At 46.8% G+C, this 18,798-nt stretch carries 12 protein-coding genes; 10 read left to right on the top strand and 2 right to left on the bottom strand.

The genetic code is table 11. The features are described 5' to 3' along the window. Positions 1-3: 3 nt before the first annotated feature. Positions 4-2,226, bottom strand: a complete 2,223-nt coding sequence (locus LS482_RS01235) for a peptidase domain-containing ABC transporter (RefSeq protein ID WP_233029920.1) — start codon at positions 2,224-2,226, stop codon at positions 4-6. Between the two features lie 78 nt (positions 2,227-2,304). On the opposite strand from LS482_RS01235, the gene LS482_RS01230 reads away from it, so the two are divergent. The 3 genes from LS482_RS01230 to LS482_RS01220 are packed head-to-tail and all read left to right on the top strand — an operon-like array spanning position 2,305 to position 7,382. Then, positions 2,305-3,729, top strand: a complete 1,425-nt coding sequence (locus LS482_RS01230; protein ID WP_233029919.1) for a DUF3526 domain-containing protein — start codon at positions 2,305-2,307, stop codon at positions 3,727-3,729. Further along, positions 3,726-5,147, top strand: coding sequence for a DUF3526 domain-containing protein (locus tag LS482_RS01225; RefSeq protein WP_233029918.1), 1,422 nt, complete (start codon positions 3,726-3,728; stop codon positions 5,145-5,147). The genes LS482_RS01230 and LS482_RS01225 overlap by 4 nt, the downstream gene beginning before the upstream one ends. A 39-nt stretch (positions 5,148-5,186) precedes the next feature. Next, positions 5,187-7,382 carry a TonB-dependent siderophore receptor gene (locus tag LS482_RS01220; RefSeq protein ID WP_233029917.1) on the top strand — a complete coding sequence of 732 codons (2,196 nt, stop codon included), beginning with the start codon at positions 5,187-5,189 and terminating at the stop codon, positions 7,380-7,382. 386 nt (positions 7,383-7,768) lie between these two features. Here LS482_RS01220 and LS482_RS01215 read toward each other — a convergent pair whose 3' ends face one another. Then, positions 7,769-8,014, bottom strand: coding sequence for a hypothetical protein (locus LS482_RS01215; RefSeq protein ID WP_233029916.1), 246 nt, complete (start codon positions 8,012-8,014; stop codon positions 7,769-7,771). 294 nt (positions 8,015-8,308) lie between these two features. Between LS482_RS01215 and LS482_RS01210 the strand changes: the two genes are divergently transcribed. The 7 genes from LS482_RS01210 (at position 8,309) to LS482_RS01180 (ending at position 18,739) form a co-directional block, all read left to right on the top strand. Further along, positions 8,309-9,286 (top strand): FecR family protein, encoded by a 978-nt coding sequence (locus LS482_RS01210; RefSeq protein WP_233029915.1) that lies wholly within the window; start codon positions 8,309-8,311, stop codon positions 9,284-9,286. Continuing rightward, on the top strand, positions 9,276-9,869 hold the full coding sequence (locus LS482_RS01205; RefSeq protein ID WP_233029914.1) for a sigma-70 family RNA polymerase sigma factor: 594 nt from the start codon (positions 9,276-9,278) through the stop codon (positions 9,867-9,869). Before LS482_RS01210 ends, LS482_RS01205 begins: the two co-directional genes overlap by 11 nt. Before the next feature lie 63 nt (positions 9,870-9,932). Continuing rightward, positions 9,933-13,331, top strand: a complete 3,399-nt coding sequence (locus LS482_RS01200; RefSeq protein WP_233029913.1) for a SusC/RagA family TonB-linked outer membrane protein — start codon at positions 9,933-9,935, stop codon at positions 13,329-13,331. A 12-nt stretch (positions 13,332-13,343) separates the two neighbouring features. Continuing rightward, a complete protein-coding gene (locus LS482_RS01195) occupies positions 13,344-15,011 on the top strand; it encodes a RagB/SusD family nutrient uptake outer membrane protein (RefSeq protein WP_233029912.1) in 1,668 nt (555 codons plus the stop codon). 625 nt (positions 15,012-15,636) lie between these two features. Beyond that, entirely contained in the window at positions 15,637-16,068 is a 432-nt protein-coding gene (locus tag LS482_RS01190) for a response regulator (protein WP_233029911.1), read from the top strand. A gap of 50 nt (positions 16,069-16,118) precedes the next feature. After that, complete coding sequence (locus LS482_RS01185) at positions 16,119-17,243, top strand: HEAT repeat domain-containing protein (protein ID WP_233029910.1); 1,125 nt, start codon at positions 16,119-16,121, stop codon at positions 17,241-17,243. A gap of 62 nt (positions 17,244-17,305) precedes the next feature. Next, positions 17,306-18,739 (top strand): glycosyltransferase family 2 protein, encoded by a 1,434-nt coding sequence (locus LS482_RS01180; protein ID WP_233029909.1) that lies wholly within the window; start codon positions 17,306-17,308, stop codon positions 18,737-18,739. Positions 18,740-18,798: the final 59 nt, after the last annotated feature.

Genomic DNA, 18,798 nt, shown 5'->3' with positions numbered 1-18,798 from the left:
GTTTTAGTTTAGAAGTGAATGATCTGTTTTACCGAGTTCTAACTGGTTTTTAACCAGGTGATAATAATTCCCTTTGCGCCCGAGTAATTCATTGTGTGTCCCTCTTTCCACAAGCTGTCCCCGGTGCAGTACAACGATCTGGTCTGCATTTTTCACAGTGCTGAGCCTGTGGGCCACGATGACTACCGTTTTTCCGATAAAAAAGCGGTTCAGGTTGTTTACGATAGAGCGTTCGTTATGGGCGTCAAGGGCATTGGTGGCTTCATCAAGAAAGATATACGACGGATCCCTGTAGATCATCCGGGCGATCAGAAGCCGTTGTCTCTGGCCTTCACTCAGTCCGTGGCCGTCTTTTCCCACTATGGTATCATAGCCGAAAGGCATGGACCGGAAAAAATCATGCATATTTACCAGCCGTGCGGCTTCTGTCATCCGTACTTCGTCTTTAATTTCCGCCCCGGCATAAATATTACTGGCGATAGTATCCATAAAAACATAACCGTCCTGCATCACTACTCCGCAAAGGGAGCGCCACGCTTTGGCATGAATGTGTTGTATGGGCTGTTGACCAACGGTTACGGAACCGGCATTAGCGTGGTAGAATTTCAGCAGGAGCTTGATGAGGGTGGTTTTGCCGCTTCCGCTCATGCCTACTATGGCAGTGACCTTTCCGGCCGGAATACGGAGGTCCAGGTCTTCTAAAACATAAGGAGATCCCCGGTGTCCGTAGCGAAAGGAGAGCTGCTTTATATCAATATCTTCCGGTACCGGCGGCAACGGGGTTTCCGGGATTCCCGCATCTTCTTCGGTTTCCCGGTGTACCTCATCCATGCGTTGCAGGCTGAACTTCGTGTTTTGGGAGACCTTTGCAAACTCGATCAACTGGGTAACGGGGGCGTTGAGTTGTCCGGAAATATAGGTTATGGCCAGCATACCGCCCAGGGTAATCTGGTCCTGGATAACCAGCATGGCAGCAGCATAGGTGATAAATACATTTTTAACTTCATTAATAAAAAGGCCCACGCCCTGCATAAACTGGTCCAGTTGAAGGGCTTCCAGTTTTAATCCGTAAGACCGGTCCTGGAGTTTTTCCCAGTGTTGTTGTTTTTCGGATTCGCTCCCCGTCAGTTTGATCTCCTGCATGGCATAAAAAATTTCCAGTAACAGTTGCTGGTTGGCCGATAACACTTTGAATTTCTTTTGATCGATGATCTTCCTTTTATGCTGAAAGGATTGCGACCAAAGCGTACTGAGTACCGCCCCTGTCAGAAAGATCATAAAGATCATCCAGTTGTAATAGAGCAGGACACCGCCGAGTACGACAAGGGTCAGGCTGGAAAGTATAAAACCAATAAGGGAGTTGGTGAGGAAATCCTCGATACGCTGGTTGTCGTTTACCCGTTGCATATTGTCACTGGCCTGGCGATTGTCAAAAAAAGAAAAAGGAAGGGTCATCAGTTTGGCCAGAAATTCCTTGAGCATGACTATACCGGTCCTGGCCCCGATACGGAACAGCAGCCGTGCCCGGACAAAGTCCATAACCGTACGGCCGCTGAAGAGCGCCAGCTGCCCCAGGCAAATGAGCCATAGCAGGCCGGTATTCTGATTTTTGATTCCCTTGTCTACAATAAGTTGGGTGAGAAGGGGAATTACGAGGGAAAAGGCACTGGCAAAAACGACACTTATAACAATGGGAAGAAAGATCTTTTTGTGCCGTTTCAGGTAAGGAAGCAGGGACCACAAAGAAGCGGGGCTTTCCGGAGTATCTGCCCTGTTTGTAAAAGCATCGGTGGGTTCCAGTAACAGCGCCCTTCCTATGGAGCTGTTTTCACGGATCTGCCAGGAAGATTTAAAATTTGCTATGGGTATTTTAACCTTTCCGTTGGCGGGATCGGCAATGTTGGCGTGGCGATCGGAAATCTTGTATAAAACCACATAATGTTCCTTTTCCCAGTGCAGGATACACGGTAGCGGTACATGTGTGGCAAGTTTGTCAAACGGTAATTCGGCTGCCAGGGTTTTAAAACCCATAACCTTTGCAGCTTCGGTAAGACCGGCAAGGGAAGTACCCTGACTACTGATATTGCACAGTTTCCGGAAATGGGACAATGGCCAGGTCTTTCCGTAGTAGGCAGCAACCATCTTGAGGCATACCGGGCCACAGTCCATGGCATCCGGTTGCGCATAAAAAGGGAACTTACGCCCAAATAAGGATATTCTGTTCATGATACGGGGTCGCATATACGACAAAGTTGCAAATATTAAAAAAATAATGCAACTTTGTCGCGATAATTTTTGTTTTCCATGTATTCGATCCGGATTTTACAGACGGTAATACTTAAAGATCTCAGGTTGGTATACCGGGGAGGGACGTTATCCCTGCTGTTCGGGATCACCTGGGGCTTACTTGTGGCAAGCGGGATCTTAACCCTGATACAATACAGGCAGGCGCAGGAAGATCGTGAAATCGCCAATAAGCTGTTCCGGCAGCAGTGGGAAGCACAGCACCGGGGGGCACATAGCGCAGCCCATTACGGTACCTGGATATTTAAACCCCTGAACGTTCTGGGAGCTTTCCATCCCGGGTTAAACGATTATTCCGGCACTACCTACAGGATAGAGGCTCATGTACAACAGGAAGTGAACCACAGCAATGCCGAAGGAAAAGATAACCTCCTGAGGTTCGGGCAGTTTTCTTTTGCCCTGATTTTACAGCTGTTGGCCCCCCTGCTTATACTATTCCTGTCATCTTCGGCCATTACCGCAGAAAAGGAATCGGGTACGCTTCGTATGTTGCTGGCTCAAGGGATAAAATTCCGGAGGCTGGTATGGGGCAAGATATGGGTAAATTTCCTGTTGGCCGTATTGCTTGTGCTTCCCGCATTTCTGATCATGCTGTCGGCCCTTTTGCTTGTCGGGGAAGGTGTGGAAACCACGTTGCGTTTATCGTTTATTTTCCTGGGGTATTTGTCGTATTATTTTTTATGCGTATTGACAGGAGTGATTATTTCCGTTAGAAGTACCTCTTCCAAAATCTCCGTATTTACTGCACTTACCTTTTGGTTACTCGCCATAGTGCTTCTGCCCAGGATAGTGATCAATATGGCCGACTATAAGTTTCCTGCCATGTCAAGAGCCACGTTCGACGACCGTGTAGAACAGGGCTACCGGGAAGGCCTGAACGGGGACGGGCCTTATTACGAAAGGGCAAAAGCGTATGAAAAAGAGCTACTATCCCGCTACGGAGCAGACAATATTGCGCAACTTCCGGTAGATGTGGATGCCCTTGTTATGCAGTATCACGAAGATTATAAGAGCAAAGTATTTACATATTACTACAACAAGGTATCGCAGACTTTCAACAAACAGCAGAATTTTATAAACGAGGCTATATGGATAAACCCTTTTATCGGTATTAAACGGTTCTCTTCGGCCATGTCCGGCACCGATTTTTTTCATCACCAGGCATTTTTTACCCAGGCCCGGGCATATAGAGATCACTTTATCCGGAGTTTAAACCTGGAACAGGCCAAACATTCCTCAACAGATGAAGTACATCGTACCCTTGACCCGGATTTTTTTAGCCGGATGAAGGATTTTCAATACAGGGAATTTTCCATAAAGCGCATCCTCGAACTGCAAAAGACGGTCTTTTACGGAATTTCGGGCTGGATATTGCTGGCTGTTCTTGTCCTGCATTTCATCACCAAAAATCATCACGGGAAATGATGCATCTTTTCGGTATAATTTTTCGGTTTGAATGGCGGCAGCTCACCCGCCGGGCGACCCCTGTACTGGCCTTGTTATTTTTCTTCGGCACCGGGGCTTACAGTTTGTACAACGGGAAAAAGTTTGTCGGTCACCAACTGGATGGACTGGACAGCCTGGAGCAGAATTACCGGGACCACAGGCGTGACCTGCTCGCTCGTTTTCAGGCAGACACCACAACTGCGGAAGGAAAAAAAATAGCCGCACAAGCCGGGATACCGCAGGTAGTGGAGTACCGCAATCCGCCTTATGCTGCTTTTCCCCCGTACAGGCTTTCGACTATGGCTATCGGACAGCGCGACCTTCTGCCGTATTTTGATATTGTGACCAGTAAAAGGAATACGTTCTCTTCACCCGGGACTACCATCACCAATCCGGAAAAGCTCGCTTCCGGAAATTTCGATTTTTCCTTTTTGCTGATCTATTTGTTTCCGCTCCTTCTCATGGTGTGGAGTTATGATGTATATGCCGGCGAAGTGGAACAAGGAACGGATAAACTGCTGACCGTTCAGGGGGCCGATATAAGACGGATCATGGCCTTTAAACTGTTATTCCGTTTTTTATGGGTTTGCGCTATAGCCTGGGGGGTGAGCATTGCGGGGTTTTGGATACATTCGAAAGTTACCGGGCTTACGGTCACCGATGTCCTGTTATGGCTGTTCGGGATTACCCTGTACCTGTTATTCTGGTATGCTGTGACCTGGCTGGTGATCCTCCGAAAAAAATCTTCCCGGCTTACGATGGTACGCTTACTGGGGATATGGTTTATACTAACCTTCCTGTTGCCCGCCATAGGGCATAAAATTGTTGAGGTCACCCATCCCATGCCATCCCGCACGGAGCTGATCGCTGCCCAAAGGGAAGAAATAGAGCATACCTGGGAGATGCCAATTCCCCAGCTGCTGGACACTTTTTATTTAAACAATCCGAAATACGCCGAACTGAAAAGTCCCGGGGATACTGCCCGTTACGGGAACAAGAGGTTTGTAGCTTATTACGATCTGTTGGGGCGGAGGATGAACAGGCATGTGAAAAAATACCGTAAAAAGGCGGAGGAGCACAATGCATTGCTCCGCAAACTCGGTTGGCTTAGCCCTGTAATACAGATGCAGACCTTTTTAAATGCCGTGGCCCGGACCGGTCTGGAAGACTACCTGGATTACCGGGAACAGGTAGGGGCTTTTCAGGACAAGTGGGTCGCCCATATAAACAACTACATGCTGTACGAAAAAAAACTACAAGAGAATGATATACGCAATTTGCCGCACTTTGAGCTTCGCGAAAAACCCGGGAGATGGATAGCTATTCTTATACAGGGCCTTCCGGTTGTCCTTGTTGTCGTGCTGCTTTTTCTGGTGGCCAAACGCAAGACCATATAAAATCAAAATATAATCACGTAATTCACTAAACCGTAAAAAATGAAGAAAATATATTACACATTGATGATTTGTTTTCTCGGCTTTCAGCAGCTGGCATCCGCACAGGAAGAACCCGTATCCCGCCCGGCGGACAGTACACAGACAGATGTCCATTACCTCAAAGGGGTAGATGTTGTGGGGACAAAGACATTGCGAATGAAAAAGGACACCCTTTCATCAACGTTAAAAATACAGCAACCGTTAATACTGGTGCCACAGAATATTATCAGCATATCCTCCGAACTGTTACAGCAGCAAGGAGCGCTGGAGTTAAAAGATGTAGCGCGGAACACCAGTGGTTTGTACTTCGGGTATAACAGCACGCCCTTTGACCAGTCCATTACAGCAAACATAAGAGGCTTCAAGGGATTTACCACATTGAACGGGATGTCGCGGCGCTTTGGTTTCGGAGCCTCCATAGATGACGAGGCCATTATGGAAAGCGTAGAAGTGGTAAAGGGCCCCGCTGGTTTTTTAAACTCCTCGGGTGAGCCGGGAGGCTCTGTGAACATAGTGACCAAGACCCCGGGCAGAAGAATACGCGATGCCCGTATTATGCTGGGGAGTTTCAATTTGTACAGGGCAGCGGTAGACATAGGGAGTGAAGTCAGGGATAAAGGCTTTTCTTACCGGTTTAATGCCGCTTACCAACACAAAGATTCGTACCTGGATTTTATACGAACCGATAAGTTTGTAGTGGCCCCGGTATTGCAATACAACTTTAGTCCGAATACCTATATACTGGCAGAATATAATTTTATACGGGGCAATGTGAAGAACGGGGCAGCCCTGAACAAAGTCCGTAATGGATCCGATAAATTAAAGGGGCCCGTATCCAAAAATTACAGTGCTGCTCCGGGACTGCCTCAAAGTTATGCCAGGAATGAAACGGTACGGCTCTTTTTCCGTCATAAGCTTAATGACTGGTGGCAGATCACCTCACAGAGTTCCTACCTGGCAGCACCTTATGAAACGTGGTACATGACAACGAACGGCAGTACCGTACATTATGACGAAGAAGGGAATACCGGGAGGACTTCGAGTTTATATGCCGGAGGGGGTAAAACATGGAACAGCCAGCTATTTGTAAATGGCAAGTTACATACGGGTACGGTGGAGCATGACCTGTTGATCGGGGTAGATTATACCAACAGCAAAGGTTTTATAGGAGTACATAGGGGCGATTTTAGTTTTCCCTACAATATATATACCTACGAAAACCGCGTGGATCGGGATTCCGTAAGGCAGACGACACGGCTGGTAAAGTCGGAAAACAATACCGACCTGAAGTCGGCTTATGTATATGACAATATACGTTTGCATAAAAAATGGCTATTATCCCTGGGAGCCCGGTACACCCGGTACAAGAATGAGAAGCGGAATATTACGGCAGCCGGGGCAGGGGACTGGACCGAGTTTGATCAAAAAGCCCTGACCCCCAGGGCAGGGCTTACCTTTAGTGCAAATCCCTCCACTTCCGTATTCTTTTTATACGACCAGTCCTTTGTACCCCAAAACGGGCTGGTGGCTACAGAAACAGACCCGGAAACCAATGAAGTGACCGCTTCGGAAGCAACAGATCCGCAACGGGGGAACAACCTGGAACTGGGGATTAAAAAAAACTGGTTTGGTTCTCGTTTAAGCACGTCGTTAAGTGGTTTTTATACGGTAAAGACCAATGTGCAGATCACGGATATGGAACACCCGGGGTACGTAAGACAAGCCGGGGAAGTAACCAGTGAGGGTATCGAAATAGATATACTGGGAAATGTTACGGAGCGATTATCCGTATCTGCCAATTATACCTATGTACATGCTCGCATTACAGAAGATAATGACCCCGAACAGGTAGGCAAAGAACTGCCCCAGGCGCCACAGCAGATATTCAATACCTGGCTGCAATACACCATTCCCCTTAAAAATAACGCAAAACTCGGATTCAGCCTCGGACAAATAACCCAGGTAAAGCGGAGTACTTCGGAGACGCACGAGTATATACCGGACTTTACCAAGCTGGACGCGGGGATCAATTTTACCAAAGACAAATACTTCATCCGTTTGTTGGCAGATAACTTCACCGGAAAACGGTACATGGCATCGGGAGACCTTCTCTTTAACGCTTCCGGAAACCCGGAATATTATTATATAGACGGAGAACCGTTTAATGTGCAATTATCTGCGGGAATACGTTTTTAAACGGGTAATATCTTCCCGGATCAACCTGTTCCCGGCAGATTCTTTTTCAGGGAAATATTTTACCAGGTGGCGGGAAAGGGATGGAATTACCTGGTCACAGGTTTTTCAAACTGACTATATGTGTGGACTACTTAAGCTGCTCATATGCTACGGAGAAAGAAGGTGTTTTCAACGTAGAAGACACCTTTTTTTGAAATTTAACTGACGGATAACAGACATTTTCAATTAAATTTCATCAAATAAAGAGAAGGTGGTTTTATGCTGTTTGGCTAAAACTAACCGATAATGAGCAAAATGATTTACCGAGGTATATTTTTAATTTCCACACAGGCGTTGTGTCACTTTGTGCCCTTTTGCGGTAAAATATAAAAACATACGATAACTATTTACTGCATGGATAATTTATTGATACGCATTTCGTATTCTTCAATCGCTTGATGAACCATATCTATATTGTCGGAAGCCCTCTGGTGTGCTTCTTCCATTACTTTTTCGAGTTTGGGGTCGGGATACTCGAACAGATCAGTAATAACATGGTTTATTTTATCTATGCTACTTTCCTGGGTATTCTTTATATCGTTCAGTTTGGAAAGAATTTTTCGCATACGATCTAATTTAGCCTCATCGCTCATAATTGTTGATTTTTGTAGAAAAGATATGACTAATCTTACATTTTTACAAATATTTTTTGCGTATCGTTATTTTAAATGCTGTTTTTTTAATATTTAGATGGGGATTTTGTAATGCAGACCGTTTCGGGGCGGGAGAAGCTTTACAACCCGATCAATCCCCTGGTATCCTTAAAGTCTTGTTAATGCAAGCGATTTCTGCTCTTAACAATTACATAATTATAAGTTTTCAATCTCCTCACATACAAAACTAGGGGATATCCATAATTTTTGACTCCTACTATTAAAAGCATTTTTATGTCGGAAAGTACGCCGAAGGAGTTGAAATGTATCCGGTATATCACCGGGGAAATGGATCAGGAAGACCGCCCGCTGTTTGAGGTGGAACTTATGCTGGACGACGAACTCCGCGATATTTATGAAAATTACAGAACCATTTGGGAAAACTACCCGGAAGCTACACTCCGGTTCAATAAACATAGCTCGGGCCGGAAGCTTCGTAAAAAGATAAGATACGGAAAGAACAACTTCGGTTCTTTTTTTTCACGTAACAGGATAATCACAGTAGGAGGAGGGGTTATGGCACTGCTGTGCCTGGGACTCTATTTAGTTACAAAACGGCCCCCGGTTTATACCAACCACCGGATCGCCGGGCAAGGGCAGCGGCTTGCAGTAACACTACCGGACAGTACAAAGGTGGTTATCAATTCCGGTGGCGAGATCAGGTATCCCAATACCTTCGAGGACAGTCGGGATGTATGGTTAAGGGGGGAAGCTTTTTTTGAGGTGAAACACGATAAGACAATCCCCTTTGTCGTACACACGGATGATATGGACGTAAAAGTACTCGGGACACAGTTCAACGTGAACTGCGGCGGGCATAATACCGTGGTTTCCCTGGAAAAGGGAAAGGTTAATGTGCTCATAAAGCAAAGCAGCGACGAAATACACCTGCTCCCCAGTGAAGAACTGGTGCTCGACAGAAAATCGGGAGAAGTGATAAAACGGAACTTCGACGTACAGAAGGTCACCGCATGGAAAGATAATATGCTCCTGCTGGACGATATACCTTTCGGAGATGCAGTACATCTGATCGGCAGGTTTTACGGGGTACATTTTTCCGTAGCTCCGGAGATCAGGCAAAAGCGTATAACAGGAGCATTCAAGGATCAGGATCTGGATGAGTTTATCCGTTCCCTGGAATTTATCTCCGATGTTACCGTGGTCAGGGATACACAGAATAATTACACGATAATCCAAACCAATGAAAACTAAGCGAAATCTGACGATCGGTGGTCCGGAATTTTCGGATGTCCGGTTGTTCCGCAGTATAAAAGAAGGAGACTATGAAGCCATGGATATCTTTTTTAACCGGTATTACAACAGCTTATGCCGTTTCGGACTGTTGTACGAAAGCAATGCGGATATCGTGGAAGAAGAGGTTGCCGATGTTTTTATTCAGTTGTGGAACAGGCGTGAGCGGCTGGATGAAGTGATGAATCCGAGATCATATGTGTATGTCATGACCAAGAACCGGATGAAAAAACGGGTAAAAACAGACCACTACCACGAAAGTATGGACGAGACATCCGGGCTGAAACTTGCCCTGCCGAGTGTGGAAGAACAGATCATTGAAAAGGAGCAAAAAGAGATCGACCGGAGCAAGATCAGTGAAATACTGGACGACATCCCGAAAAAATCCAGGCTGATCTTTGAGCTTAGCAGGGTAGACGGACTAAAATACAGGGAAATATCGGAATTACTGAACATTTCGCCCCGGACCGTTGAAAACCATATGGCTACGGCCATGAAATCCATAAGCCGGTCATTGCTTGCCCATAATCGGGAAAACAGGTAGCAAATTATTGATGAGAGCAGCGTTTATTCCCAACAAGAACCTTTATAAATTCACAGAAGAAGCATGAGAAACAGTATGTTATTAACCGCCCTGTTCATAGTAAATGTATGTGCCCGGGCTAATCATGAAACACCTCAAACCCGTCTCACACCGCCGATAAACAAGGAGGTACATCAGAACAGGTGGGTGAATCTGAACCTGAAGAATGTAACGGTGCGGAAAGTATTTCAGCTTATTGAGAAGCAGACCCACCGGAAATTCATTTATATGTCGGACCAGGAATTCCTGAAAAAAAGGATAACCGTCCACATCAATAGCAAGGAACTGGAAGAAGCCCTGTCGATCCTGAAATCGGAAGTGAATGTGGATTTTCGGATCACGGATAACGGCATCCTGGTAAAGGAACTTTCTGCCCGGGAAACCAAATATTCACAGGAAAAAAGAAAAGTATCCGGTACCGTAAGGGACGAGGACGGGATTCCGGTGGCGGGAGCCAATATTTTTATCGAGGGGACCTCCACAGGGACCATTTCCGATTTTGACGGCAATTTTTCATTGCTTATTCCCGGGGATGCCCGGACGATCTCCGTGACTTTCCTGGGCTATAAACGCCGGGACATTGATGTAACGGGTAAGACAGAAGTTACCGTAGTGCTGCAGGAAGACGCTTCCAGGCTGGAAGAAGTGGTGGTTGTAGGTTACGGCACCGAAAGCAGGAAAAATGTGACTGCATCGATTTCTTCGGTAGAACCCGAAGAACTGAAAGCGCTTCCCCGCTCTAATGTGGTGGAAATGCTGGAAGGCCGCTTGCCCGGAGTACAGATCATGAGCGATAACAGCCCCGGTGGAGGAACTTCCATACGGGTACGCGGGTTCAGTACCATTAACAATAACGACCCCCTGGTGATTATTGACGGGATACCTGCTTCCAACGGCCTGAACAGCATAAACCCGCTGGATATTGAAACGATACAGGTGTTAAAGGATGCGGCCTCGGCTTCCATATACGGTTCCCGCGCCGCTAACGGTGTGGTGGTGATCACCACCAAAAAAGGGGGGAACAGGGATATATACGAAATCAAGGTGGACGGCTATGCAGGGATTCAATCGGCGTTTAACCTCCCGCGGATGCTGAATGCACAACAATACGGCGATCTGCTGTGGCAGGCCACCAAAAATGACGGACAGGTCCCTTCACACGATATATATGGGGACGATCCGGACAATCCCGTGATCCCGCAATGGCTGAATGAAGAACAAACCATCCCGGGTGCCGATGTCAACTGGATTGAAGAGATCATGCAGCCCGCCGTGGTACAGTCGTATAACATTTCCCTGGCCAAAGGCGACGAACGGGGGCAACATACCTTTTCACTGGGCTATTTCGATCAGGAAGGAATTATAAAATACACGGGGTTTAAACGCTTTTCCGCCCGGTTTAATTCCAGTTATAAGCTGAAGGATTTTTTGACTATCGGGGAAAACTTCACCGCTTCCTATACCGAACAGGTGAGTACGGGGACCAATAGTGCGCTGGGAAGTATCGTTTACGATGCCCTGCAGTTCCCTTCCATTGTCCCGGTAAAGGATATTAACGGTAACTACGGCGGAAACCCGATCAATGACCTCGGAAATCCCCTGGGGAACCTGTACAGGGGTAAGGATAACAAAAGAAAGCGTGTACAGGCTTTGGGGAATGTTTACGCCAGTCTGAACCTCAGTGATTTTACCCTGAAAACTTCTTTCGGGATCGATTACCAGAGTTATAATTATCGTGGGTTTTCACCCGAGTATGACGAGATCCTTTCCCAGAACAATATCAATTCCCTGAGTACCGGTAATAGCTTCAACTACCAGTTAACCTGGTCGAATACCCTGAATTACAAAAAGAGTTTTGACCTGCACAATATAGATATCCTTTTCGGGCAGGAATCCATAGCATACTATAATGAAAGCTTCGATGCCTCACGGCAGAATTTCCTGTATGAAGATCCCAGCTTTCGCTACCTGACTTTCGGAACGGATAACCAACTGAACTCGGGGAGTGCCGGTGAATGGGCATTGAACTCTTATTTCGGAAGGGTAAATTACAATTTTGATGAGAAATATCTGCTGAGCGCTACCGTACGGATAGACGGAACCTCCAGGCTGGCGAATAATAACTGGGATACTTTTCCCGCAGTTTCTGGCGGGTGGCGACTGGATCGCGAAGATTTCTTTGACCTCGGTGATACATTCACGGCATTTCTGTTACGGGCAAGCTGGGGACAGACCGGGAACCAGCAGGTGCCGGCTTATTCCACGGTGGACAGTTACAGCAATAATAATGCATATTCCGACTATGCTGTCGGGGGCGGTCAGAATTCGGTGGCTACCGGTCTGAGCCAGACCAGGGTTCCCAATCCCGGGCTCGAATGGGAAACCACCACACAAACAACGGTGGGGGTAGACCTTGGTTTTTTTGGCAATAAGCTGAATGTTACCGCAGAATACTACAACAAGGTCACGGAAGACATCCTTGTGTACAAACCCGTGCCGCTTACCTACGGAGGAACCAACGACGGGCAATGGGTCAATGACGGACAGATGAAGAACCGCGGATTTGAACTGGACATCACCTATGCCGATAACACGGGCGACTTTGGGTACAGTATATCCATGAACCTTACGGGGTATAAAAATGAACTGACCCAACTCGAAAGTACCGGATACCTCGGAATCCCCAGTTCTTCCCTCCACAGTGTAAACTTCGATCAGGAAGTCTCCCGTAGTGCTGTCGGGCAGCCCATAGGCTCTTTCTTCGGGTATGTGGCCGAAGGACTGTTCCGCAGTCAGGAAGAAGTGAATAGTCATGCTGCACAACCCGATGCGTTACCGGGAGATATCCGGTTCAGGGATATCAATGGAGACGGGACCATAGACGATGCCGACCGGACCTTTATAGGGTCGCCGCACCCTGACCTGATGCTCGGGTTTAATGTCAACCTGAATTATAAAAGGTTTGACCTCGGCATGTTTTTCAACGGCAGTTTCGGCAATGACCTGTATAACCTTACCAAGTACAAAACCCACTTTTTTAACCAGGCCGCTTATAACAAAGATGCCTCGCTGGTCAATGCCTGGTCTCCGGAAAACCCCGGTTCCGGTATTCCGAGGCTTTCACTGGACGATCCCAACAACAATATCCGGCCTTCTTCCTATTATGTAGAGAACGGCTCTTATTTTAAACTGAACAATTTACAGCTGGGCTATACGTTTGACTCCGAATCCATGGCAGGCATGCAGCTCCGGGTTTATGCCCAGGCCAATAATGTATTTACCATTACCGGTTACAGCGGGATGACCCCGCAAATAGGCCTGCAAAATTATTCGTCCAGCAACCGGAACCTGGATATAGGCGTAGACCGTGGTATATATCCGCCGTCCAGGACCGTAAGTATGGGCTTTAACCTAACCTTTTAAAAAATCGAAGACATGATAAAAACTGCACATATAACCAAGTTTGTAATGATCCTGGCCCTGGGTGGGCAACTGGTCTCCTGCTCCGGTGATTTCCTGGAAGAGACTACCTATGGTGAAGTGGCTCCGGAGGAGATGACCGTGCCCGAAAATGTGGAACGCGCCATCATATCGGCTTACAGTGTGCTTAACGGGCAGTTCGACGGGTCGAGCAATGCCTACAATTCCCCGGCTTCCAACTGGAGTTTCGGCGATGTGGTTTCCGACGACTGCTACAAGGGCGGTGGGGGTACCGGTGACCAGAACAACATCCACCAGATGGAGATATTCAATACCAACCCTACCACATTTGACATCGAAAGGAAATGGATGGCCCTTTACGAAGGGGTAAAACGTTGCAACGAAGCCATGCGGTTGTTACAGCAGTCCGAAACCTTTGATGCCGGCTTAGGGAAACAGCGCATGGGAGAACTTCGTTTTCTCCGGGGGCACTTTTATTTTGAACTGAAAAAGATCTATAACCGTATTCCGTATATTGACGAAACCGCTGCAACAGTAGACGATTATGCCAAGTCCAATACGGAATTCAGTTCCGAAGAACTGTGGAGCAGGATAGAGGAGGATTTCCGCCAGGCATACGAAGTACTCCCGGATACGCAGGAAGAGCCCGGCAGGCCGACCGGAATAGCTGCAAAAGCTTACCTGGTCAAATGCTATCTTTTCCAGGGAAAATGGCAGGAGGTTTACGACGGTACTGAAGAAGTACTGAATAGCAATTATGGCCTGCTGGATGATTTTCAGGAGGTGTTTTTGCCGGAAAATGACAATAGCAGGGAAGTCCTTTTTGCCGTACAACACTCCGTAGAGGACGGACAACCCGATAATTATAACGGAAGCATAGGTGACAGGTTAACCGCTCCGGGAGGACCTTATTATGCCCAGTATGGGTTTCACCGCCCGTCGCAGAACCTTGTCAATGCCTTTAAGACCGATAACAACGGCTACCCGGTAAACGACAATGTAAATGTTACCGCTGAGGATTTTGTAGACCCGCGTCTGGACATAACCGTGGCCCGCCCGGATATCCCCTATAAAGACCTGGGTATTTTATATTCGGACACATGGGCAAGAGACCTGGCTACCTATGGACCGTATTCCCCCAAAAAACGTATTGTTTCTGCAAATTCGTCGTATTATGTAACCACATGGCCGTATGTAAATGCACTGAATTACTATATCATCCGTTACGCCGAGGTGATTTTATGGAGGGCGGAAGCTGCGGTGGAACTGGGACGTCTGGAAGAAGCCAGGGCACTGGTCAACCGGATCCGGGAAAGAGCGGCAAATACAGCTGCGGTAAAAAATCTGGAGGGAACCGCCGAGGCGGCCAACTACAATATCTCCACGTATACGGAAGCCTGGACTGATATAAATGAAGCCCGGCGACTGGTACGGTTGGAAACACGACTGGAACTGGCCATGGAAGGGCATCGTTTTTTCAACCTGGTACGTTGGAAAATTGCGGATGAAGTGATGAACAGTTACCTGGAAGTGGAGAAAACCCGTCGTACACATCTTACCAATGCCGCTTTTACCGAAGGAAAAAATGAATACTTCCCGATCCCGCAAAAATATATTGATGGGGTACCGGAGGGACTGGTCACACAAAATGATAATTATTAACAGGACGTGAATAATGGATAAGGAAAAAGTTCCCCTATTTCGGCTTTAGCTTGAAGCCAATCGAAGTAGAGGAGCTTTTTAAAAATATCAGACAAAGCGTGTAATGCTGAACATGCTTTTGATTCACAAGCCTAAACATTATTCATGTTAACAGGATAAAGAACGGGGCAATCAGAGAGGTTGCCCCTCTTTTTTAATAAAAACGAACAAATTATCAGAATCAGTCCCACGTATTTACCGTTTTGGAAACAGGAAAGAAGGTGCGTCCGGTGACCCCGGGCGAACCCGGTTATTGAATTTATAAAAACTCCACTTTTTTCTTCATTGGGTTGAGTTTGTATTTAGGGCATCGTCCCGCCGGGTACTTTTATATTCTATATTTCGGGATTCCGCTTTCTTTACTTCAAAAAAATATTTTTCAGCCCATCTCTTTGTGTATATGGCAAAATATCATCCTTATTTAGGTGTTTTTTAACAAAAATGCATTTTATCGTTAAAAAATGTGTGTTGATCTAAAACTTCAAAAACTATGATTTAAGTCATGATCGAAAATTCTGGAAATTATACTTTTGGCTTTGTAAAATAGGAAGTTATCCACGCAAATGAACCTAAATCCATATTTAAAATGATTGAAGCCGACAAAAATTCACAGACCTCAACAGGTGTTAAAGAGTTTTCTGCTTCTTCCGGTCGGAAAAGGATACTGGTCATTGAAGATAATCTTATGATGCTGAGAACGCTTAACCTCATCCTGACCAGGCAGGGATATAAGGTGGTAGAGGCGCGTAACGGGAAAGAAGCCCTAATTGCCTTGAAAGAACAGCGCTACGACCTGGTGCTTACCGACCTGATGCTTCCCTATGCCAATGGCTATGAGATCATTGGCAGGCTCAGGGAGAATATCGAACAGCAAGAGGTCCCGGTAATTATCTTGTCTGCCATACATGATGAAGAAGCCGTGCTGGACGGTTTCGGGATGGGGGCAGACGACTATGTCAAAAAGCCTTTCACCCCCGGAGAACTCTTGTCCCGGGTAAGCCGGCTTATCGACAAATAAATGTATGTATCCCCGAACCAGTATATCAGAAGAAAAATGAGATGGAAAAAATGTCTGTTGACAAAATACTGGAATACTATTATCAATTACCGGTTTTTATTAAAATAGCTGCTGCTGTATCGGCAGGAGCTGTTATTGGAGGAATACTGGTATATCTGTTTATTCTGTTATGGAGAAGAAGAGGAGCCGTCAGTGACAGAAAAAAAGCGAAGTTGCTGCCGGAAATTCGTGAACTCATTGTAAAGCACGTTATCCTGGCGGAAAGCAGTGTCCCTACGGAGACGGTAGCCTTTTCCCTTGATGAATTCCGGGGGCTGGGGCTCCGCAAACCGGAGGTGCGGCAGTTCCTTGTCGAAGAACTCATGGAATACCGGAGGAATTTTTCGGGAAGACCGCGGAAATGGCTCACCCGGTTGTATACTGATCTCGGTTTACACCACATTGCAGAAAAAAATCTTACCCGTAAGCGAACGCAGACGATTATTTCGGCCCTGGACGAGCTGGTTTCCATGGGAGTACCGGTGAACGAAGATAAGATGCTGCCATTGCTGGATCATAAAAACCGCTATATACGGGAAGGGGCAAGGTGTTATTTCATAAAACTTTCGGAACGCCGGCCGTTCTTTTTTCTTGAAAAAATATCCATTCCCCTGTTGTACTGGGAACAAATAGAAATGTTTCGCATCATAACCCAGCGAAAGGATGTGAAGATTCCCGATTTTTCTCACTGGATTTCAATGGAGCATCATCCTTCGGTGGTCTCTTTCTGCCTGAAGCTGGCTGTACATTATCAGCAGATCGAAGCCGTTTCCGCTATTGTAAGTCTTCTGGAAACGGAAAATGTCAGGCTCCGGGCGGAGCTTATCAATGCCCTCGGAAAATTAATGGCAGAAGAAGCCGAAGCACATCTCATCTCCATATATAACCATCAGCCCCGGCACTGTAAACTGGAAATATTAAAGGCACTGGGAAGGATAGGAAGCGGGAAGTCGCTGAGCTTTCTCCGCGATAAGTTCGAAAGCGAACAGGAAATACTCCTGAGGAAACACGCCGCCAGATCTATTGTAAATCACCATGCACTTTCCGAAGATTTGCTAAGGGAAATGCAGGCGGAAGCTGTAGGGCCGGGACATATCGTTTTGAAGCATGCGGCCAATCCCCTGATCAAATATTAGTTCCGGTAAACAGAAGAGCCTCGAAATAAAGGCACGGAACGTAAAATATGTTTTGAATGAGTATGGAAGAATCGATTTGGTACTATACGACGAGATTTTATGAAGGCGCTGTTTTTATATACTGTATAGCCATATTTTCACTGTATGCTATCCTCACAGTATTGTCTGCCCGCAACATACGTAAAAACAGGCGTTTGAACAGCTTCAGGAAACAGGAGATCCTGGTAGAGTCCCCGTTGACTCCGGGAATATCGGTAATCGCCCCGGCCTACAATGAGGCCGCGACGATCATAGACAATGTTCGCTCCCTGTTAACGCTGAACTATCCCCGGTTTGAAGTAATTATAGTGAATGACGGAAGTACGGACGAAACCCTGGAAAAGCTGGTTTCGGAGTTCCGGCTCACCGAGATCGACTTTGCCTATGATCCGAGGTTGCCTTCAAAACCCGTCAGGCGCTTTTTCAAATCTGCCGATAAGGCCTACAGGAAGCTGCTGGTTATAGACAAGGAAAACGGGAAATCCAAGGCGGATGCCGTAAATTCAGGGATCAATGCCGCTGCTTTTCCGTATTTCCTGAATACGGATGTGGACTGTATTCTCGACAATGATGCCTTGTTGTTCCTGATCCGGCCATTCCTGGACGAAGAAAAACGGGTCATTGCTGCGGGAGCTCCCTTGCGGATAGCCAATTCCTGTGAGGTAGATGCCGGGATGCTTACCCGGATAAGGCCTCCCCGGGCATTGTTGCCCCGGTTCCAGGAAATGGAATATGTGCGTTCCTACATTATGGGAAAGATGGGCTGGTCAGCCATTAATGCAGTCCCGAATGTGTCGGGCGGCCTGGGGCTTTTTGACCGGGAAATTGCTGTTGAGGCCGGGGGATACGATTCCAGATCCTTTGCAGAAGATATGGACATACTGGTACGCATGGGTAAATACATGTGTGAAACCAAACAGGATTATGCCATACGGTATATACCAAGAACACTGTGCTGGACCGAAGCGCCCTATACGTTAAAAGTCTTTACCCGCCAGCGTGTCCGTTGGGGGCGGGGCCTCATGCAGTTATTTGCCGTACACCGGAAGGTATTGTTCAACCCCGGATACAGGAAAATGGGGCTGGTAATATTTCCTTATAACTTTTTCTTTGAACTGCTGGCCCCGGTTATTGAAACCGTAGGCATACTCTATTATATTTACCTTATTATCATGGGAATGGTAAACTGGCCCTTTGCCATTATCCTTCTGATCTTTGTGTATACCTATTCCGTATTCATATCCTCCGTAGCTGTTTTATGGGACCAGTATACTTTTCGCTATTACAGGAGCTGGAAAGAAGTGCTGGGGCTGTGTAGCATGGCGTTTTTCGAACCCTTTCTGTATCACCCCGTTATACTGTTCAGTTCCATAAAGGGATACCTTAATCACCTGCTCGGAAGAAAACATCAGTGGGGTAATATGCAGCGCCGCGGCTTTACGCGTCAGGCGGCATAGTATAGGGTTGAGGGCTGCGCCGGATTGAAAACATTAATGAAGAAGGAAAAACAGTAAGT

Origin of the sequence: Sinomicrobium kalidii (genome assembly GCF_021183825.1) — a bacterium.
GTDB classification, from domain to species: domain Bacteria; phylum Bacteroidota; class Bacteroidia; order Flavobacteriales; family Flavobacteriaceae; genus Sinomicrobium; species Sinomicrobium kalidii.
This window is presented reverse-complemented; position numbering and strand designations above follow the sequence as displayed.